This is a genomic window from Psychrobacillus sp. FJAT-21963 (assembly GCF_001420585.1).
Taxonomy (GTDB): Bacteria; Bacillota; Bacilli; order Bacillales_A; family Planococcaceae; genus Psychrobacillus.
This window is the reverse complement of sequence record NZ_LJIY01000006.1, coordinates 306,136-326,616: the sequence shown is the minus strand read 5'-3', so window position 1 is coordinate 326,616 and position 20,481 is coordinate 306,136. Positions and strand designations below refer to the sequence as shown.

Genomic DNA, 20,481 nt, shown 5'->3' with positions numbered 1-20,481 from the left:
CCTATTTTTTTAATTTTGTTAGGTGTAATTTCTTTCTCATTGTTAATACGAAGACTATTAATAAATTCAAGCCTGCGTAATATTCATTCTAAAGAAATTGAAACAAAACTAGATAAAATCATTTATTTGCTAGAAAAAGATCGTTCAAATTCATAAGACGCTGCACTTTAGGGATAGTTTAAATAAACATACTTAAAACACATTGGATTTAACCAATGTGTTATTTAATTATCCTTTGTTAGCAAAAAAAAAGTTTAAAAATTTTAAAGAATTACACCTGCAAAATTTCCTTTTAATACTTCTTTTTCATGCTGATTTTTACATAAAAAGGATGCAATAATAGTTGTTCTATTATTTTCTTGCCTTTCGTATTTTTCAATTTTAACTTCGCAAATTATTATATCCCCTGTATACACAGGTCTTATAAACTCAAAATTCATTGTACGCGCCAGTACATTGTTATCTCCACCAATTTTTGTTGGTAGCGTTGCAGTTAATAAGCCTTGAATTACAAGTCTTCCCTGTTCATCTAAGGTTCTATGATGAATACCTTCATCACCTGAAATTTCTGTAAATAATTCAACATCCCTTATTGTAAAAGCCCGTTCAAACGTAATTATATCTCCTACTTTTAACGGCATAGTAATCTCCCCCTTAAAAATAATTTTAACTATAAATGTATTTCACAAATTGTTTTGGTAATTTGTCCTTTAAATGTATAAGAAAATCTTATATTTTCCATTCTTTTGGTTTTATATTTTTATCCATCCATTCCTTTTCCGGTGCATGGTAAGGGGCTGTGGCGATTAAGTGATTATCGTGCCAGATTGCAGCTCCGGAACGAATCATTTCATCGAGCAGAATTTGAATAAATTCTATAGGCTGAAGTTGGAAAGAGTAGCGCGCATAATCTTGAAACCAACCACAATTAAGTAGGTAGCTATTGATTTCTTCTTTCGCTAATCCGTTTTTAATGATTAATGTAAATGAAAAAATCCTCTTGCAGGCATGCCAAGAAACTTTTTCTGGCATCTTAAGCCACTTTTCAAACCGTTTCCTTGCTGTTTCAATGGCAGCTTGAGGATTCTCTATTTGAGGACCATGTCCTGAATATGCCTGCTTTATCCGGAGCGTGGACAATCGTTCCAAACTTTCTAAAGATCTTTGAATAGATGTAACTCCCTCTCGAAAGATATTTAACCATCCAATATCATTTTGGTGAAAGAGATCCCCGCATATTAATATCTCTTCTTCGGGTTCAAATAAAGAAATATGCCCTAACGTATGTCCCGGTGTGTGCAAGACCTTCAAGGTTCTACTTCCAGTATTAATCTCATCGTTATCAGCAAGCTTCCTATCTACTCGATAAGGTTCTACAGGCTGATCTAACCATTCTGCACTACAGGCTTCAGGGTCACAAAAATTAATTAAATCGGCTTCCCATTTATGAGTAGCAATTGGCACACCATAATTCTTTTGAAGATGAAAATTACCTCCTACATGGTCACTATGGTAGTGCGTATTCACAATAAGGTGTAATTCTTTAGGAGAAACACCTGCTTCTTTAATTAATTTTTCTGTATCTTTCACTTCACTTCCAAAACCAGTATCAATAAGGATGGGGTGCTCATCCTTAATAAGAATCATGTTTGCACTTGGAAATTGTCTTTCAAAGAAAATAATGCTGGACTTTTTCAGATGCTATTCCTCCTTAAATCAATGTCTAAACAATTATGAGCGAACGTTCGCTCAATTAATTTGCAAATAAGATTTCATACAATTACTACTTCAACAAACTCTCAAAAATACCTCCTTATTGAACTAATCTCCAAGTTAGTTTTAATACATATTATTTAGCAATTGTAATAACAATTGTCTAGATTTCCTTTTATAAAATGCAGTTCAACTATCATTTATCTTTAACAAAACAACTTTAATTCAAGAGTGATAAGTCTTTTTACATTATTAAAGGTATATTTCAAGTATCCACCTGTACCTTACTGTCTGGAAGTGTATGAGAACAGGATTTTTTTATATGAAAAATCCGAAATCTTAAGTAGTAAGTATAGATACTATTACTAATACCTATCCTATATATGAAGTTAAAAATGAGAGGAGAATAATCGCCGACATGAAATTTAAACTACCTTTCGTAAATAAGAAGCCTTCGATCGAAAAAGGGAAAGTAACAGAAACCAGATTAGAAACGATTTCTCCCTCAAAGAATGTATTTATACAAGAGATAAGAGAGGTAACAAACAATCCATCAGATTTGATTGTAAAAGATATTCCTCCCAATGTTGTGATCGTTTATATAGATAATCTTGTAGATGGTCAGACATTAAATGAACATATCATTCGAGACTTATACCAAAAAAAGTTAGATTCACCAGTAAGCATTAAAGCTAATCTATCCATACCTGAAGTAAAAATGACAAATCATTTTGATGAAGCTATACTTTCAATGATGAATGGAACAGTACTGATTCATGTTGAAGGACACTCTCAAGTTGTACTAGCAACTATCGCTAAAAGGGAGTCGCGAAGTTTATCAGCACCGGAAAATGAATCTCAAGTAATTGGTTCTCAAGTCGGATTCAATGAAAGCCTTTCTACAAATGTATCTCTTGTCCGAAGATACATAGTGAGTCCAGATCTTAGTTTGGAAAAATTCAAAATTGGCAAACGTACAAACACAACAGTTACTCTACTATACATGAATGGAATAGCCTCAGATCATATAATCAATTCGTTAAGACAGAGAATTACAAGCCTCGAATTAGATGCATTAATAGATAGTGCAGTTCTAGCAGAAATGATTGATGATAATTCAATGTCAATCTTTCCTCAAATGCTTCTTACTGAAAGACCTGATAGGTTTTGCGATTCACTAGTAATCGGAAAAGTAGGAGTCATTGTTGATGGTAGTTCCATGGCAATCATTTGCCCTCAATCGTTTATAGAGTTCTTTCAAAGTAGAGAGGATCAAAATCTTAGATGGCAAATTGCAACTTTTTTACGATTATTAAGGTTTAGTGCCGTCTTTTTATCCATTTTTTTGACTCCAATATACGTTGCTGCATTGACTTTTCATTACGAAGTTATTCCGCAAGCATTTTTGGTTCCACTAAGTGAGTCAAGAGCTTTGGTACCCTTCCCTCCCATATTTGAAGCATTATTGTTAGAACTTATTATTGAATTACTAAGAGAAGCTGGCGGGCGACTTCCGACAAAGATTGGGCAAACAATTGGTATAGTTGGTGGTATTGTCATTGGAACTGCAGCTGTACAAGCTGGAATTACCAGTAATATATTAATCATTATTATTGCATTAAGTGCATTGGCATCTTTTACAACTCCTAGTTACATGATGGGTAATGTTATTAGAGTCCTTAGATTCCCAATAATAATATTAGCAGGATTTTGGGGATTTATTGGTATAATGCTAGCTTTTTGTTTTATCCTCATTCATCTTTTACGTCAATCTAGCTTGGGTACTCCATATACTGCACCTTTCTATCCTCCTCGTTTAAAAGACTGGAGAGATAGTATTATCCGTATGCCTATACCATTTACATCCAAAAGGCCTACCAGTACAAGAGCAGAGGATACAGAAAAATTCGATCCAGAGCCTATAAATCCTGAAAAAAGGTGAAATGAATGAAAAGTTCCATACAAGTCAGTCCTAAAGATATGCTTAATGCTTATTTACTTTTCTTTGTTATTCATAGCGCTCAAATTGGTGTTGGGATACAGGGTTTTCAACGTATTGTTTATCAAGATGCAAGACATGATTCTTGGATTTCTGTTCTTATTGCAGGATTCGCCACACATATTGTCGTTTTTTTCATGATAAAAACGTTAGAATTGTACGGTTCCAATGACCTCTATGGAATCCATCAAGATGTTTTTGGGAAGTTTATTGGAAATTTATTGAATGCTACCTATATTTTTTATTGTGCCATGGCATTCTTTTCCATACTGCGAAACTATATTGAAGTAATTCATACATGGATTTTTCCGGGTTTAAGTACGTGGTTCATTTCCTCCACGTTGCTGTTAATCATAATTTACGCCTTTACGGGTGGACTCCGAGTAATTGTGGGAGTTTCTTTTTTTAGCATTATACTGTCTATATGGCTTCTCCCAATGTTGATATTCCCTCTTGAATTTTCAACAGCTGCTAACCTTTTGCCCATTTTGGAAACAAAAATTAGTTCTATTTTAAATGGAGCACGTTCCATGACTTTCACTATTATTGGATTCGAAATTCTTAATATTATTTATCCTTATATAAAGGAAAAAGAAAAGGTTAAGAAGCATGCTCATTTAGCTTTATTAGCCACTACATTTGTTTATCTTTCCGTTATGTTGGTTTCGCTTACATACTATAGCGAAGGAAAGTTGCTTAAAACAGTTTGGGCAACTTTAACCCTATTTAGTTTTATCAGTTTTCCATTTATTGAACGTTTTGAATTTGCTGCGGTTTGTTACTGGATGTTGATCATTATACCGAACCTATGTCTTTACCTATGGGCTGCTTATAGAGGTGTCACACGTATAGTAAAAATAAGTGGAAATAAATTCGTTTGGTTGTTTTCCTTTATTATTCTTATAGGCACTTTAGTTGTTCAAAGTAGAATTCAAATCAACACGATTAACAATCAGTTTGCCAAAGTAGCTTTTTATATTGTATTTGTCTACCCTATTTTCTTATACTTGGTCGCTGTGGTGAAAAAGAAATTCACAACAAAAAAGGAGCAAGATGAATGAAAAAGTTGAGCTTCTATATTATTACACTGCTTTTATTCATTACTTTGGTCGGGTGTGCAGAGACAAATATTCTCGATAGAGTTGGGTTAACCACTTTAGTGGGCTATGATTTGGGCAGTGAAGATAATAAAATGAAAACTACCGCAGTTATTCGTGAAGTAAATCCAGAATTTCAAAGTAATGTTGAAGTTGTTACCACTGAAGACGAAACAAGTAAAGGTGCACGTGCAAAAACCAATCGCAAGCTATCCAAAAAAATTATGGTCGGTCAAATGAGAGTTGTTTTATTCAGCGAAGAGCTAGCAAAGAATGATATTCATCATTACATTGATTTACACTTAGAAAACCCTAGTGTTAGTAATGGTATTTATATGGCAGTCGTCGAAGGTCCAATGACCTCCTTACTTGAATATCAATATGAAAATATCGAGGATATTGGTCAACATATATTTAGATTATTAGCACAAAACATTGAATCTGAACACATGATTTCATCGACCCTTCATGAAGTAGCACGTGATTATTATTCATCCGGTAGAAACATTGTTATGCCAATTATCAAAAAAGAGGAGGAATTCGTTGAAATATCGGGAATAGCTCTCTTTAAAGATGGTAATATGGCAGGCAGACTCTCCGCTGAAGATAGTTTTTATGTAAAGATGATAAGAGAAAATTACGAACATGGAATTTTTGAAACTAAGTTACAAGAAGAAGATATTCCAACTTCTTTAAGGAAGAATACTGTTAGTGAGATTCCTTTAGCATTTGATACAGTTAAGACGAACAGAAAATTGAAACTAGTTAATTCGAATACTCCTGAATTCGACTTGCACATTACCATTAAAGGAAGATTATTAGAAATTAAGTCAGATCTAAACATAGGAGACCCGAAAATAGTGGCAGAACTTGAACAAGCTATAAGTAAGAATTTATCTCGTGAAATGTCAAGAGTAATAAAATACGGACAAAAAATTAATTCAGATGTTTTTGGTTTTGGGGAATCATATAGAAGCTCTGTTAGAAACTCTAAACTTACTCAAGAAAAGTGGCACGAGTTGTTTAAAGAAATGAAAGTAAATATCAAAGTAGATTTTACGATACTTAGAAACGGAGTATTTGAATAATCGGATTAAAAATCAAAGGAAATTATCTGCCCTTTAAGTCCAAAGAAAAACAGCAGTACATCTATTAACAAGAAAACCATCATCCTCTATGTAGGTTGGTGGTTTCTTCTTAAAAGACTCCTCCTACAGAACGTCTATTAAGAAAGTAGATGTCTACATATTCTTAACCCTTTGATATGAACTTTTAGGGTCTTGTATATCTGAATTTCCTGTGAGGATAGTTGTTCCGTTCACTAAATCCTGTCCTTTTAATTCAATAAAAGTTTAAACTAATAAAGTAAGTATTTTACATCTTTTTCACTATTCTTTCTATAAAGTTCTCTTCTTGGACCTCACTCTTATCAGCAACCAAAAAAGTCTGGAATAACGCGAACAGCTCTTTTATTTCTTTTTCATGAGTAATGATATTTATACTTTTTATGTAATCTTCTTCATCTTTATATCTAGCAATCTCTACCCATTTAGTGACATCTTCTTGACTTTTTAAAAACATAATATGTACATCTAAATATCTCTCATATATTGCAGTCGCCTTTTGCTGCATGTATAAATACTCTTCTTCTTTATCTTTTTGGATATTATATTGATAAATTTTTACATACACTTATTTGTCCCCCATTTTTTTCACAAATATAAAGACCTTTAGTATTTGGATTAACTATAAGGTTAATAACATCCCCGGGTTTATCTTCTAAAACTAAAAAAGGAAGAATGGCTGTATGCTATTCCTATAGGAATAAAAATAATCACTTTTCCTTAAATGTTTTATTATTTGTTTTTACCAATGAATACAAATCTCTACCAAATGCAAAATAACCAATCAACAACAATATAATCAATACATATGCACGCCAAGATAATTCCTCAAATATATAATCTCGTTGAGCAATGATAATATAATGTAACATTATTAATAAAATCATTTCATAGATTACCGTAATAATTTTTTTAAGTTTACGGAGAAACAAATAAAATACAAAATATAATNAAATTTATTTTATACATAATATCCTCTTTCTATCACCTAGATCTAAAAAATTGTTACCGCTTCTTTGGTCAACATAGCCGCTAGTTTAAAAAGAACAGTTATTTAACTAACATCAGCTTTAGTTTCTTTTTCAGATTTTGTTTTAGAATATAAATAACCTATCAACGAAAACGAAGCCACTATTATAGAAAAAATTAACAGCACATACATTGCCCCTATCATCATAAAAGGACTTAATACAAGAATAGTTATGGATGATCCAATTAATACCACAAGGAAAAATTGATTCGTTCCCTTTCTTTTCTCAATTGGCAAAAAATAAAATATAGGATATAAAATAATTGCACTGACAAACATAACGATACATATCAAGACTAAAATAAAGACTAAAAACATATATTCCCCCTATTTATATATCCTCTTTAACTAAAATGGTTTTTTTTACATTAATTGTAACATTTGATCTATCTTAATGCACTTCCATCTTCTTTAATGAATAAATAAGTTTTTTCATCAAATTTGGTTCACTGATAGATTACAAGTCCCATTTAATAATTATTACTCTGAGGACTCTTTGTACTTCTTATGTTCTTCCCTAACAAAGACAATTGCCTTCTCAACAGTTAATATATTTTCTTCGATCCAATATTCACCCATTTCTTTAATCAATGGGTGTATGAGACCAATTTTACTAACAACTACAACGTAACTTAGTAAAACATTTATCACGTCATCATTTAATCCTAACTCCTGCAAATCCTTAACAAGCTTTACATCTTCCTCTGTAATTGTACTGTTCTGTATTTTAAAATAGTCAATTGGTGATGAGGATTTAACCTGTTTTATATACCAATCATTGGTTGTCATTCCCATTTTAGCTTTGAATTGTTCTTCGTGCCATTCCTCTATTGTCATTCCGTTTATTTCTTGAAATCGTTCTTCTGGTGTCGTCCCATGTATTACTTTCCCTTGTTCTTTTTTCCTTCTTTTTTTATCTATTATCTTCCCTGTTTTAACCTTATTTTTTTCTTCAAGTTTTGCATTCCATGCTTCTGTTGTCATTTCCATTACTTCTTCATATCGTTCTTCGTTTGCTATGCGGTATATTTTTTTATCTCGTTTTTTATCTTTGGTCATTCCTTTCCTCCTTTAATCCAGTTGTATTTTTTCATAATCCAGTAAATCCTCTTATTGAAACTAACCTGCTCCGTTAGTTGACGAAGTAATAATAGCATGCTCTAGTTACATAAATTGATTATAGTAATAGCTATAGATATTTGACGGCTTAACTTGTTAATACAGCTATAATCGAATAATTTTATATAAATATCGATTAAAGTGGGGAGTGCAACATGGGGGCTATTAATGGAAAAGATTTCATTAACAGATTAAATCAGCTAAATAATGAAATTTGGTACGACGGTGAAAAAATGGAGGGGTTGCTATCTGAACAACCTGTCTTCAAGGGATTAATTCAGTCCAAATCGAATCTTTATGATTTGCAACATGACCCAAAAATAAAAGATGAGATGACTTTTATTTCCCCAGTATCAGGAGAGCTTATTGGTCTTTCCTATTTGCAACCAAAAACGAAAGAGGACTTAATAAGAAGACGAAAGATGATTGAACATTGGGCTAGGTATTCAGGGGGAATCATGGGAAGAAGCCCAGATTATTTGAACACTGTTTTAATGAGCTTCGCCTCTTCCGTATCCTTTTTAAATAATAAGGACAAATGTTTTCCAAACAATCTGCAAGCATTTTATGAATTTGCTAGGGAAAATGATCTGTCGTTTGCACATACCTTTATTTCTCCACAAGTGAATCGTTCTTATATCTACTATGAAAATACGGATGAGCCAATCGCAGCAAAAGTAATTGATCAAAATGAAGAAGGAATTATCGTTAAAGGTGCCCGCCTTCTTGCTACACAAGGTGGATTAACAGATGAAGTATTAGTATTTAGCGTAGGTAAATTTCTATTTAATGAAGATGAAGCTTTTGCTTTTTCGATCCCATCTAACACAAAAGGATTAAAGTTTATTTGTAGAGACACGTTCATCGGCGGACAATCTTCTTTTAATCATCCATTAAGTTCGCGGTTCGAAGAAATGGATTCTATCGTTGTCTTTGACAATGTGTTAGTACCTTGGAATAGAGTATTTTATTACAACAATGCAGAAGTAGCTGAAGAATTCCCAATTCAAAGCTCATTCCATCCTTTTACTAAGCACCAAGTATTGATTAGACAAATTGTAAAAACAGAGTTTATCTTAGGTATTGCTGAGCTTCTTATCGAAACGATTAATATTAGCGAGTATCAACATATTCAAGAAAAGATGTCAGAAATCATCATTGGTCTTGAGACGATGAAAGCCTTGTTAGAAAAATCAGAGAATAACGCAAAATTAGATGAATGGGGATATATGCGTCCAGAAATTTTCCCGCTTCAAGTTGCTGGTAACATTTTTCCTAAAATTTATCCTCGTTTCACTGAAATTATCCAGTTAATTGGAGCTAGTGGAATGATTACATTGCCAACCGAAAAAGCATTCCATTCTATTGTTAGAAATGACTTAGATTTTTATCTTCAAGGAGCAACTAAGACCGCAGAGGAACGTGTAAAAATATTTCGTTTAGCTTGGGATCTAACAATGAGTGCATTCGGAACAAGACAAACCCAATATGAGCGATACTTTTTTGGTGACCCAATTCGATTAGCTAGTGATTTATATAAGAAATATCCCAAAAATGAATATGTAAAGGTAATTAGTAATTTCTTAAATTTAAAAAATGAAGAGTAACAGTAATTTATTATTGACTTAAAGGACCATTCCTTAAATGAGGAATGGTCCTTCTTTATTACAAAAAATTGTCCATGTTTTTGGTGAAAATATCTCCTATAACACTTATTCTTTCATTAAAAAGCTCCTTGAATACTTTTATAAAATTCAAAAAGAAATTTTATACCAAATCCTATTAATACAAGTCCAGTTAAAATAGAAACCCATTTGATATATGTAGGATTTAGTACCTTTCTCGTACCTGCAACAATTGTCATTAAAACTATGTCATGAATAAGAATTCCTGTAAGTATTCCTGCACCAACAATAAGGAATTTAAAGGTATTTGATGAATCAAACGAGTCCGCTAATACTGTACCAAAAATACTTACCCAAAAGACTAAATTACCAGGTGATATAGCTACAAGTAACCCATTAAAGTAAGAAGACTTCAGTGATTTTGTTGACTTTTCTCCTGCTACTGAGATATTATGGTCAGCAGTTTTTATGCTATCATAGCCAATAAAAAATAAGAATAAAGCACCTACCAACCACAACGTAATTTGAACGATGGGCATGGATAGTACAGAAGCTAAGCCGAAATAAAGAAGTAAAATCAAACCTAAATCAATCGTCATTCCTCCAAGACCGACAATCCATCCATGCATAAATCCGTTTTTAAGACCTTGTTTTGTCATTTCTATTGTAACTGTACCAATAGGTAGAGCAATAGAAAGTCCAAGTAAAACATATGTCAAAAATAGCACAAACAAATAAAACCCTCATTAACTTTTACTTTCTTTTATTTTTCCGTTTTATTCTCCGTTTGATTCTACTATTATATTACTAAATGTAATAATATTCAATCTATTCAAGGGGTTATATCTTCTTGTATAACTAACCTGTCCCGTTAGTTGAACAAGAAAATAACTAACTGGCTACATACATATTTCGCATCATTATATAAGTGTTTATTTTCTAACAAATGTCATCCTATCTTTATAAACTATTTATAGTATTTGTTATTTCTTCAATTATTTCTTTGTGAACGTATATATCCCAAATAATAAAGGTGATAAGGAATAAAAAATATAATGCAATATACATTTTCAAGTTTTTCTTCGGTCTCAATGGTTTCAAAAATAATACAAAAAAGACTGTTATAAAAAGCGAGAGTATATAAATGTTAAGTTTCCACATCTCATTTGCTTGGTTAATTGGTAACATAACTTTTATAGCTTGAATTGCAGTACCTTGCACATTGTACTTTTCTTTTTTTACAAACCCTTCTTCAATCGTTAGTATCATCGATGTTTCATTCAAGTAGTAATTATAACCAGTCAAATTGAAGTTGGTTTTCAGTGTTAAAAGTAAAAGTATTGTTATTAAACAAAAATAAATCAATAACGATAAATTTCTACTATTGATCCGGAAAATAGCTACCCCTCCTTTATGGCTTATATAAAAAAATTTAACCTTAATTAACTAGTAATTTTATTTATATTATCCCCTGTAATATCTACCATATAATAACTACTTCCTCCTCAGTATTCCAGATATATCCCAATATATTGAGGCATGCCATTAGTTACTTTAAATGATTCTTTTATCAGGTTTTCCACCATAAAGAACACCACCAGCATCAAAGAAAATTACATTCACTTCATTTTTTGTTTGATTCATTTTAATACTCCTTTATAAGCGATATTATTTTTTTCTGTATTTTGATAGTTTATTTAAAAAACTTATACAACAAACCTGTCCCATTAGTTCAATAAGTTCAACAAAAAGAGCCTCAATCCCTTCTTGGATCAACGCCCTCCGATTGTTAATATTGCACTTTATAAACCATTCGTAATGTTTTAAGAATATGACTAGCAAAATGATCTCAAAGTCACTTTCACAACAAAAATGAAATTACAATAATACTAAATAAATTCGCAATAAAATGCGAAATAGCACTTATCCACGCATTGTTTGTTTTATAAAATATCACACCATATAAAACACTATTTATAAAGATAAAGAAAATATCATAAGCGACTACAATACTACTCCCCTCCACAATGTGAGCAAATGCAAATATTATGGATGTAACAATTAAAGTAGGTATTATTGGTAGTGCTTTACTCAATTGCTTTTGAAAAAAAGCCCTCCACGCAATTTCTTCACCCAATGCTAAAATAGCAAGCTGGAAGACGAGAAACATTATCTTATCTAACAAAACAACAAACTCCGTTCTTCCATAAAGATGTTCTATGTATTCGGGCAAAATTAATTTTGCCAACACAATACAAACAACATTCAAAATCAGTGGTAAAACAATCCAAAAATAAATTGTTTTGTTTTTCAGACACGTTCCTATTGATTTTGCATTTAGTCCAGTGTCAGTAGAAACATTTTTTTCCAAATTACTATTAATAAAGAAAAACGCAATACCAATAATAACTGATATCCCAGCAATACTAAATCCTAAAAAATTTGCAAATGAAACAGCAGTCATAACTATCATTGCAATTAAACATATTTTTTTTATATTTACCAGTTTTAACTCTCCTGTCCTAATTATCTCTCTATTACTAGAATATTTTTAGACTCCCCCCTTTAGTTGAATAAAATAAAAGGAACTACTTTTAATGTACTCTCTCAGATTATCATTCAGTTTGTATCTAATTCTATATGGATACAGAAATATCCTTCTTCAACTAAACTGCTACGTTAGTTCAATAAGAATAAAGAGTTGCATACGCAACCCAGTTACCGTTTTTACAGGTTTGTATAACCAAGAACCTTCTTCAAATAATATATAGTTATCGTGACAATAATCGTGATATTTCTTCTCTTCATTTCGAATAAATTCAATTCTAGTCAATGTTTTCACCCCTTACATCAAATTCTTGATTGAATGTTGTAATACCTTCTTCAACTAACCTATCCCGGTAGATCAATAAGAGAGTTTAGTTATCAATTGCCTCTATTTCGAATTTCATATGGTCCAAATCCCAAACATCTACATCAATATTGGAAAAGACTGTTACTTCCAGTTTTTGTCCGACGTTGTAACTTTCAACTTTGTCAACTGGGATTTCATATACATTTCCTTCTTTTCTACTTTCAGATGCATCGTATTCTTTCATTACCAGTATTTTATCTTCAACAACTATCTCCTCAACAGTTCCTGTGAAAGTGAAGTCTTCTTGATAATCGGAACAACCGGCAAAGAATAGCAAACTTATAAATAAAAAAGATAAACCGAGTATTTTTTTATTTCTCACGATGTACTCCTCCTAGGCTTAATAACACTCTAAATTAACTGTTTCCAATCAGGGTCTACTACATCTTTCTCGTTCGGCTTTCTCACAAATTCGATTGAGCCTTCTTGGCATGCCCCAAATATAATGTAGTTTAGTTGTGCTTGTCTTAACGAAACATCATTTGCCCCACCTTCATAATCAGCGTCTCTAAATTGAACACCATCATCTTCCCAAAAACATATTTCACAAATTTCATAAGTGTTTGGCGTTTCTTCATCTAATGTTTTATAGCCACAGCAAGGACAAGTGTATTTCATACAATCACCTCAATAATTTTTTTGATTTTACCATACTTTCTTGTTCAACTAACCTTCTCTTTTACTTCAATGAAATAGAGCCAGGTAAGCAGCTCAACGCTCTTCAAGTGAAGCACCGTTTGTTTAATATAAAATTAACGATTAGTGTAATATACTTTTGGATTTGTTATTCCATTTTTGATTATAAATTCAGCTTCTGATTTAATATTTTCAATTTAGTTTCTCTTTTAAAAGGTTATGTTAATTGAGCAATTCCTCCATTACCTTTGTTTTGTTATTTTGATCATTCACAATTGCAGACAAATGTACTTTATCATTATATTTTACTACCCCTGTGACAGTTTTTCTCTAAATCTAAATTTGTGTAATTATGTCGATTCTTAAAGGTACATAGGTACTGTATTAATAGCAAGAAAACGGAATAAATAATCAGAAAAACCCTTTAGAACAAATTCTAAAGGGTTTTTCATTGCATAAAATAGCATAGTCTCCTATAAAGATGCTATTGACTTTTTTCTTAATGGCGCACAATTGGCATTGAACAACATCGGAATGATCCACCTGATTTAATGATTTCCGAGAAATCGACCTCCAACACTTGATATCCATGCTGTCTCAGCTGATGATTCACGTCACGATTTATTGGTAAACTAAACACTCGATTATGACCAATAGACAACACATTCGTACCCATTGAGAACTGCTCACTTTCGCTCACTTCGATTAAATGATACATGCTCGATAAACGGTCCACGATTTTTGGATCGAGCGCATCAGGATAAATCAACGCATCTTTTTTGGAAAGAATATTGAACACACAGTCTAGATGCAAATAATTTGGTTTAAAAGGAATAGGTAGAATCTCAAAATCAGGTAATTCATTTTGCAAAGCTTGAATAGCTTTCATACATGTACGATGGCTAATTCCAATAAATACACGCTTGCCATCTACAATCACATCTCCACCTTCAATGGGATGCGTTGAAAGCTTCTTAAACGAAATGTCATGTTCATTCATCCAATGAGCTAATACTTCCTCTTCGCCCTTACGAATCGGATTCGCCATTTCGGAAATAAATAAACGATTACCCAAAGTAAAACCAATATCTCTAGTGAAGACTTGTTCAGGGTGGTCTTTACTTGGTCGTAGTTTAATCACTTCTACACCTTCATTCCGTAATGTTTGTTCAAATATCTGATGCTGCGAAATTGCAAGTGAACGGTCAATATTATCATTTATATATTTTTTTTGAACATCATTAATCACTTCTTTAATTTCCATGTATTGAGGTTCACATAATACGACTTTTTGAAGTGTTCCATATTCACTTTGACAATGTATTTGAGATTGATTTTGAATTGTTTTCACCATAAGTCATCCTCCAATTTCTTAATTCATTCCTTTTTTATTCCCTTGATTTTTCATTTCATAACCTATTTGTGAATTTTTTTCATTTGAACTTCGTTGTTTCAGGAAATTTAGGATGGGGTAAAGACTAGACATAACGAGATGTGTGAATAAAGATAGTGGAGGCGATTGTATGATTACGAAGGAACGAGCTTTATTAACAAAAGAAGATTTTCATACTAGAAAAGACTTGCCGAGATGGCTCTATAAAGAATACGAAACCTTTCATAACACGGTAACGGATAAAACGTTTCCATGTTTTTTTGGAATGAGTGGCGAACTGAAAGGCGAGCTCCGCTATGCATATATCAATCAAGACGACTGGAGTAATCTACCGCTTGCACTAGAAGGCTTTCTAGATTTATTTAAACTACCAAACTATAAGAGACACGGTCTTTTTGTATTTGTAGAGCCTTTTGAGCAAGAGGGTTCTCTCGCAGATTATCGAAAGCAATTTTGGGAGATTCTCCAATACTTACATGAGGTCGATGAAGTTGAATGGCCGGAAGACAGCCCTCGCGACCCTGAACACTATTTATGGGATTTCCGATTCAATGGAGAGCCAATCTTCGTGTTCGGAAATGCTCCTGCATATAAGAAGCGAAAGACACGTCATTTAGGAAATGCGATGGTTCTTGGATTCCAGCCTCGCAAAATATTTGAAGGATTAGAAGGAACTGAAAAAGGTGGCATAATGTCACGTGAAAAAGTTCGTAAACGTGTAGAAGCTTGGGATCAGCTGCCTAAACATCCAGATATCGGTCACTTCGGCGACCCGACGCATAATGAATGGAAGCAATTCTTTATTGGTGATGATATTGAGCCAATTCAAGGAAAATGTCCATTCCACCATAAATCACAAGCATAAATCAAGTCCCCATTTTCATAGGGGATTTTTTTGTGGAAAATAAAATGGAGAAAAGACAAGTTAAAATAGAGAATACGCTGCTTAAAGTGCTCACTTTTTGAACGAGTGGGGGAGAACAATTTTCGATATATCATTTTCTTTTTTTAATTCCATTAATGTTGAAGCTGTGAACCTTCCATAACTAACCGTTAATTCAACTAATAATCCATTACTGTCTTCTTGTTTTATTTTGATTGTGTCATAATATCTGAAATCTAAAGCCATTTCCAAGTTGGATATGTTAAGATTTTGGTAATATATTTTTTTAAAAGTATCGAAATCAAGTAACTCCCCATCAATATAAACCAACGAATAGATTGCTTCTATATCATCTATAACTGCTGAATGAATGTATATAAGCATAATCTTTTCTGGTGAAAAACCTTTTATATAATTTGTATCATATTCCTGGGTAAATAATTTATAAGACTTTAATTCTTCTTCCGATAAGTCGGTTAAATAAGAAAACTCTTCTTCTGAGTCATCAATTTTTAAAACTTTCTCGTCTACTATACTGATTACATTTTCATTATTTGTATCATATGTTTGTACGGAATTACTTAGCGTACAACCAGTGATAAATAATAGTAAAGTTAAAAATACAAAGATAAGAATATTAGATTTCAAATGAAATACCCCTTTCATTCCTTCCCCCTATGCTAAGGAAAAAAATCGATTGAACAACTCTATAACTTGTCAATATGACCATGTACTAAAATTATTAATAGTGTTTCTGTTCAAAATAATAATCCTTATACTTAATATTCTATATCTCCCTAATTATCCCTTCATCAGCTAAGCTGCCCCTTTAGTTCAATAAGAAAAAAGAGCTACATATAGCAACTCTATGATCTTTCACTAAAGCACTCGTTAGTTGAATAAGAAAAATATTAATATCCTAAAATTGTCCATTATAATCCCCCGGTACAATTGTTATTAATTTGTATCTTTTTGTTTTTTTCATTAAATCATAAACTATAGTGTAATTTTGATTTTCTTCAATTAAAGCCCATATACTAAAATCTTCTATGTAGATCTTATTATTATTTGAAAGGACTATCCACTTTTCTTCAGAAGTTTTACCTTTACTAATTACTTGAATGTTTTCGGTTTTAGATTCAATAACAGCATTTTGATTTAAAAAATAGAATAAGATAAAAAAACCAATTAAAGCAGTAACAATAATTAATAAGAAATTACGAGATTTTTTCATACATTTACTCCTTTTAGGAAAACCTTAATAGATTGGGTGTACCCAAAATTAATCAACACACTTGAACTAACGACCCGTCCGTGAAAAAAAGTCTCCACTTTTTGTAGAAAAAACACTCTTGTTTACTAAGATCACTTCTTTCATAATAGCTCTTCTTATGTTGAAGAATTCTTCTTTTTATCCCTAAAAATATATTTAATAGTAGTCACTGCTAACCGAATAAATAAAATGTAAATTAAGCATTGGCAAAAACTTAGACATAAGACAAACACATATAACCCAAAATCTTCTAGTTCAGTTACACCATAGTGTTGCAAATCCCCATCAAAAAAAATATTATAGTAACTCACCCCTAAGAAGATAGGAATCAATATGACCCAATAAATCTTAGGCATACTGACAATATGACCTTTAACTAACATTGATTCACTTCCATTTCTAATTTACCTACTCGACACTTGTATAATTTTCCATATAATAAGTACTTCTACTTCTTTTCAAAAATCCCTGCCTCTTCCACTAACTTGTCCCGTTAGCTCAATAATAAAAAGATGCCTTAGCAACCCTTTACAAAAATTCCTTAACTAGTCCGTTTAAAAATATTATCTTCAAATGAATCTTATCCATTTTCATTAAGCATTGTAAAGAACTATTCATTTTGAATAAGACCATCTTTACAGAGCACATTAAACTCTAGGAGGTGACGATACCATGACAAAGAAAAGTAAACCAAACTTTAAAAAGAAAGAACCTAATTCAAGAAAAAACAATCGGGAAGAATTCGCGGAAGAACAAGATTTAAATCAAACTAAACGTAAAAACGTACAAAATAATAACCAACAAAATTGCTAATACAACTATTTAACATACATGCAACTATAGTATGATTTAATACTCAGTAATAACTTCTTGTTCATTTAAATTATGATATGGTCAAACGCTATGTATATTAAACTGACAACTCCATCATTATTGAAACTCAATTGTAAAAAGAGATACACCTTGAAATAAGGTAGTATCTCTTTCTGTATTAAAATATATTACTCATTGCGAATATTCCATATTTACGAACTTAGTTTTTCACTTTGAAATTTCACCAAATATTTTAATTCGACAAGTTAGAGCTCCATTCTTTAATTCTAATAGTTCTATATAATTTCTTTTAGGAAGTCAGTTTCAACCCAATTACTGCAGCTACAATCATGCCTATAAATGCAATTCGTTTCCAATCCTTAGATTCTCCATAAATAAACATTCCTACAAGTGTTCCCCCTACTGTTCCTATACCTGTCCAAACTGCATACGATAGTCCCATAGGGAGAGTTTTCATTGCTAATGCCAGAAAACTAAAACTTAATATAAAACCAACAATTAAGATTACATATGATTGAATGTTCTTGTATTTAATGACTCTGTTCAAACCTATAACTCCAATAACCTCAAGACATCCAGCTAAAATAAGGTATACCCAATCCATTTATGCTACACCATCTTTCTCGCTTGAATCGGTGGTGATTAATTTTAAACCAATTACACCAGCTAATAGCAAAAGTATAAAAAATATTTTAGTCCAACTAAATGGTTCTCCGAATACAATCATCTCTACCACAACGGTTCCAGCTGTACCAATTCCAGTGAAGACAGCATACGCCGAGGCAACTGGTACGGTTTGTAAAGCTTTTAGTAACACGACAAATGACAAATATATTAGGAAGGCAATCACAAGCCAAGAAATCCAGTTATCTGAATACTTCAAACCCATTGCCCAAAAAATTTCAATAACACCAGCAATAATTACAAGTGCCCAATTTCGATTCATATAGTTTCCCTCCGTAAAGCTTCTTAATCCTTCGATAATCCACGCCAATAAAGATACCAAGAAGCATCTAATCTTTTATTCGAACGCTCAGGGCCACCATATAACATTTCTACAAAAATTCCATCTAATACCCCTAAGAATGCTACTGTAGCTTTCTTAGCTTCAATTGAAGAGCTAATTTCCTTTTTTATGATTGCTTCTCCTAAAATTGGAACTAGTAGTTCTTCTACCTTGTCTAAGTATTCATATACATATTTCATGACTTCATTATAGAGATGAGTAGGAGGAAAAAACGATATACGAAGCCAAAATTTAGTATAGCCATTTTTTTCATATTGCTCTTTATAATGCAACAGAAAATTAAATAAGAAATCCTTAATAGGAAGCTTCTTGTTACCGTCAATAAAATTGGTAACTATTCTTAATTCATTAGCAAACACGTCGTTACAAACATCAAGAAAAAGCTCGTCTTTTCCTTTAAAGTATGTGTAAATAGATTGTTTTTTTATTCCTACCTCATCAGCAATGTGAGCCATTGATGTTCCATCATATCCATTCTGGGCAAATCGGTTAAGCGCAACTTCTTTTATTCTATTTATTGTCATACTATCACCCTTCCGAACGTTCGTCAGTTAAAAATAACAAACATTTTAAATCCTGTCAACAAATTCTTCTTTTAGTACCTATAAAAGATTCATAAAGTGAAAAAAATGAAGTGAACCTCATTTCTGAGATTCACAGTCATTTTGAGAACTACACTATAAGCAATATATATATTAACATAATAACTGATATAATCTCCTCTATGTAACTAATACAGATCCAAATTCTAAATTCCCAATGAGTCTATCATGGTTAAATTGGACATCCTATTCAAAAGACTTTAAGGATTTAACTTCACCCTTGGCAAAGTCAATTAAAGTAAATTTGTTTAAATCTGTTGGTTATGAGGTACCTATTAAACATGAGAAACTCAATATGATGGAGTTATACAAAGAAAGGATATACAGAAATGATTATATTAGAACGAGAACAAAGCTATGTAATGGTTACTCAGAATGATCATGCCAAAATTGCAGGGAAAATCGCCCAAAATTGTAAGAAGGATTATTTTTTTGAGCTTGAACGAACACCAGAAGTGCTACTGGCGATCAAAGAACATGATAGAGGATGGATAGAGTTAGATACTTCTCCAGTATGGAATGATAAAACAGATAAGCCCTACTCATTTATTGACTACCCGACTGAACTTAAAATCCCTTTTTATAAAAAGGGACTGGATGAGGTTGAAAAAATGAGCAAGTATGCAGGCTTGTTATGTAGTTTACACTATTCCTCATTACTTCATGATGCTACCCAATCCGTAGTTAAGGAGTTTTGGAATGAAGAAAAGCAAAGAAAAAAGCGACTTTCAAAGGAACTAGGATTGAAGGAAAATGCGGATAAGAATGAAACCTTAATGTACCAATTGGATTTGCTAAAATTTAGTGATTATCTTTCTCTTTATATTAGTTTAAATGAACCTGGTGATAATAAAAGGAATCATCCCTTTTTTCAAAACGGATTTCCACAATTGTTTCTTTTTGTTACGGACAAACCCATCGTTGCTCATTGGGAAAATCCAGAAACCGTTTCGCTTTCCTTCTCTCCTTTAAAGAATGAATTAGAAGTACAACTACCATACAAGGAAGTATTAAAAGATCAAATTGACAAGAAAGGCATTCTAGAGGCATACAAGGACACACCTCTTTCCATAAGAAAGGTAACTTTTAAATAAATTTAAACACTATTTAGTCTTATAAGGGAAAAGCATCTTCTTTTAGAAGCGTCCCCCTTAGTTAATGTTAGTTTTATTATTTTTTAGTATTTCCTTCAATGTTGAATGAATATTATTA

General features: G+C 32.1%; 24 protein-coding genes and 1 pseudogene. 8 read left to right on the top strand and 17 right to left on the bottom strand.

Features of this window, described 5'->3' with window-relative positions:
* The first annotated feature begins 3 nt into the window (after window positions 1-3).
* On the top strand, window positions 4-156 hold the full coding sequence (locus tag AN959_RS15225; RefSeq protein WP_056832112.1) for a DUF4083 family protein: 153 nt from the start codon (window positions 4-6) through the stop codon (window positions 154-156).
* Between the two features lie 107 nt (window positions 157-263).
* On the opposite strand, the gene AN959_RS15220 is transcribed toward AN959_RS15225, so the two are convergent.
* Window positions 264-641: a hypothetical protein gene (locus AN959_RS15220; RefSeq protein WP_056831888.1), complete on the bottom strand. Its 378-nt coding sequence runs from the start codon at window positions 639-641 to the stop codon at window positions 264-266.
* 88 nt (window positions 642-729) lie between these two features.
* Window positions 730-1,647 (bottom strand): MBL fold metallo-hydrolase, encoded by a 918-nt coding sequence (locus tag AN959_RS15215; protein WP_082461021.1) that lies wholly within the window; start codon window positions 1,645-1,647, stop codon window positions 730-732.
* A 484-nt stretch (window positions 1,648-2,131) separates the two neighbouring features.
* On the opposite strand from AN959_RS15215, the gene AN959_RS15210 reads away from it, so the two are divergent.
* The 3 genes from AN959_RS15210 to AN959_RS15200 are packed head-to-tail and all read left to right on the top strand — an operon-like array spanning window position 2,132 to window position 5,897.
* Complete coding sequence (locus AN959_RS15210) at window positions 2,132-3,655, top strand: spore germination protein (protein ID WP_056831884.1); 1,524 nt, start codon at window positions 2,132-2,134, stop codon at window positions 3,653-3,655.
* 5 nt (window positions 3,656-3,660) lie between these two features.
* Entirely contained in the window at window positions 3,661-4,773 is a 1,113-nt protein-coding gene (locus AN959_RS15205) for a GerAB/ArcD/ProY family transporter (RefSeq protein ID WP_056831881.1), read from the top strand.
* Entirely contained in the window at window positions 4,770-5,897 is a 1,128-nt protein-coding gene (locus tag AN959_RS15200) for a Ger(x)C family spore germination protein (RefSeq protein WP_056831879.1), read from the top strand. Before AN959_RS15205 ends, AN959_RS15200 begins: the two co-directional genes overlap by 4 nt.
* Before the next feature lie 286 nt (window positions 5,898-6,183).
* On the opposite strand, the gene AN959_RS15195 is transcribed toward AN959_RS15200, so the two are convergent.
* The 3 genes from AN959_RS15195 to AN959_RS15185 form a co-directional block, all read right to left on the bottom strand.
* The gene (locus AN959_RS15195; RefSeq protein WP_056831877.1) at window positions 6,184-6,501 is read right to left on the bottom strand and encodes a hypothetical protein; all 318 of its coding nucleotides are present in this window, start codon (window positions 6,499-6,501) and stop codon (window positions 6,184-6,186) included.
* A 486-nt stretch (window positions 6,502-6,987) separates the two neighbouring features.
* Window positions 6,988-7,281, bottom strand: a complete 294-nt coding sequence (locus tag AN959_RS15190) for a hypothetical protein (protein WP_053589006.1) — start codon at window positions 7,279-7,281, stop codon at window positions 6,988-6,990.
* A 162-nt stretch (window positions 7,282-7,443) separates the two neighbouring features.
* Window positions 7,444-8,022 (bottom strand): DnaD domain protein, encoded by a 579-nt coding sequence (locus tag AN959_RS15185; RefSeq protein WP_056831875.1) that lies wholly within the window; start codon window positions 8,020-8,022, stop codon window positions 7,444-7,446.
* Between the two features lie 215 nt (window positions 8,023-8,237).
* Here AN959_RS15185 and hpaB point away from each other — a divergent pair, with 215 nt between their 5' ends.
* Window positions 8,238-9,689, top strand: a complete 1,452-nt coding sequence (hpaB, locus tag AN959_RS15180) for a 4-hydroxyphenylacetate 3-monooxygenase, oxygenase component (protein ID WP_056831873.1) — start codon at window positions 8,238-8,240, stop codon at window positions 9,687-9,689.
* 116 nt (window positions 9,690-9,805) lie between these two features.
* Here the strand turns inward: hpaB and AN959_RS15175 are convergent, their stop codons facing one another.
* From AN959_RS15175 to AN959_RS15150, 7 genes and pseudogenes are all read right to left on the bottom strand, one after another.
* Window positions 9,806-10,441 carry a LysE family translocator gene (locus AN959_RS15175; protein WP_056831871.1) on the bottom strand — a complete coding sequence of 212 codons (636 nt, stop codon included), beginning with the start codon at window positions 10,439-10,441 and terminating at the stop codon, window positions 9,806-9,808.
* 226 nt (window positions 10,442-10,667) lie between these two features.
* Entirely contained in the window at window positions 10,668-10,976 is a 309-nt protein-coding gene (locus AN959_RS15170; protein WP_056831869.1) for a hypothetical protein, read from the bottom strand.
* 592 nt (window positions 10,977-11,568) lie between these two features.
* The gene (locus AN959_RS15165) at window positions 11,569-12,180 is read right to left on the bottom strand and encodes a CPBP family intramembrane glutamic endopeptidase (RefSeq protein WP_056831867.1); all 612 of its coding nucleotides are present in this window, start codon (window positions 12,178-12,180) and stop codon (window positions 11,569-11,571) included.
* Window positions 12,181-12,417: 237 nt separating this feature from the next.
* Window positions 12,418-12,540: pseudogene (locus AN959_RS20770) on the bottom strand (class I SAM-dependent methyltransferase); the annotation flags it as partial.
* A gap of 85 nt (window positions 12,541-12,625) precedes the next feature.
* A complete protein-coding gene (locus tag AN959_RS15160) occupies window positions 12,626-12,943 on the bottom strand; it encodes a hypothetical protein (protein WP_056831865.1) in 318 nt (105 codons plus the stop codon).
* Between the two features lie 29 nt (window positions 12,944-12,972).
* Window positions 12,973-13,239, bottom strand: coding sequence for a CPCC family cysteine-rich protein (locus AN959_RS15155; RefSeq protein WP_056831863.1), 267 nt, complete (start codon window positions 13,237-13,239; stop codon window positions 12,973-12,975).
* Between the two features lie 517 nt (window positions 13,240-13,756).
* On the bottom strand, window positions 13,757-14,611 hold the full coding sequence (locus AN959_RS15150) for a dimethylarginine dimethylaminohydrolase family protein (protein ID WP_056831862.1): 855 nt from the start codon (window positions 14,609-14,611) through the stop codon (window positions 13,757-13,759).
* 169 nt (window positions 14,612-14,780) lie between these two features.
* On the opposite strand from AN959_RS15150, the gene AN959_RS15145 reads away from it, so the two are divergent.
* Window positions 14,781-15,515 carry a YqcI/YcgG family protein gene (locus AN959_RS15145; RefSeq protein ID WP_056831860.1) on the top strand — a complete coding sequence of 245 codons (735 nt, stop codon included), beginning with the start codon at window positions 14,781-14,783 and terminating at the stop codon, window positions 15,513-15,515.
* A gap of 90 nt (window positions 15,516-15,605) precedes the next feature.
* Here the strand turns inward: AN959_RS15145 and AN959_RS15140 are convergent, their stop codons facing one another.
* Together AN959_RS15140 and AN959_RS15135 are read right to left on the bottom strand one after the other, a co-directional pair.
* Window positions 15,606-16,199: a hypothetical protein gene (locus AN959_RS15140; protein ID WP_056831857.1), complete on the bottom strand. Its 594-nt coding sequence runs from the start codon at window positions 16,197-16,199 to the stop codon at window positions 15,606-15,608.
* Window positions 16,200-16,452: 253 nt separating this feature from the next.
* The gene (locus AN959_RS15135; protein WP_053588992.1) at window positions 16,453-16,767 is read right to left on the bottom strand and encodes a hypothetical protein; all 315 of its coding nucleotides are present in this window, start codon (window positions 16,765-16,767) and stop codon (window positions 16,453-16,455) included.
* Window positions 16,768-17,478: 711 nt separating this feature from the next.
* Here AN959_RS15135 and AN959_RS21090 point away from each other — a divergent pair.
* Window positions 17,479-17,619 (top strand): hypothetical protein, encoded by a 141-nt coding sequence (locus tag AN959_RS21090; RefSeq protein WP_156316741.1) that lies wholly within the window; start codon window positions 17,479-17,481, stop codon window positions 17,617-17,619.
* A gap of 310 nt (window positions 17,620-17,929) precedes the next feature.
* Here the strand turns inward: AN959_RS21090 and AN959_RS15125 are convergent, their stop codons facing one another.
* Genes AN959_RS15125 through AN959_RS15115 form a run of 3 tightly spaced genes read right to left on the bottom strand, consistent with a single transcriptional unit; the run spans window position 17,930 to window position 19,191 of the window.
* Entirely contained in the window at window positions 17,930-18,244 is a 315-nt protein-coding gene (locus AN959_RS15125) for a multidrug efflux SMR transporter (RefSeq protein WP_053588990.1), read from the bottom strand.
* A complete protein-coding gene (locus AN959_RS15120) occupies window positions 18,245-18,586 on the bottom strand; it encodes a multidrug efflux SMR transporter (RefSeq protein ID WP_053588989.1) in 342 nt (113 codons plus the stop codon). It lies immediately after the preceding gene.
* A 23-nt stretch (window positions 18,587-18,609) separates the two neighbouring features.
* Window positions 18,610-19,191 (bottom strand): TetR/AcrR family transcriptional regulator, encoded by a 582-nt coding sequence (locus AN959_RS15115; protein ID WP_056831853.1) that lies wholly within the window; start codon window positions 19,189-19,191, stop codon window positions 18,610-18,612.
* Between the two features lie 407 nt (window positions 19,192-19,598).
* On the opposite strand from AN959_RS15115, the gene AN959_RS15110 reads away from it, so the two are divergent.
* Complete coding sequence (locus AN959_RS15110) at window positions 19,599-20,363, top strand: DUF3891 family protein (protein WP_056831851.1); 765 nt, start codon at window positions 19,599-19,601, stop codon at window positions 20,361-20,363.
* Window positions 20,364-20,481 lie beyond the last annotated feature (118 nt).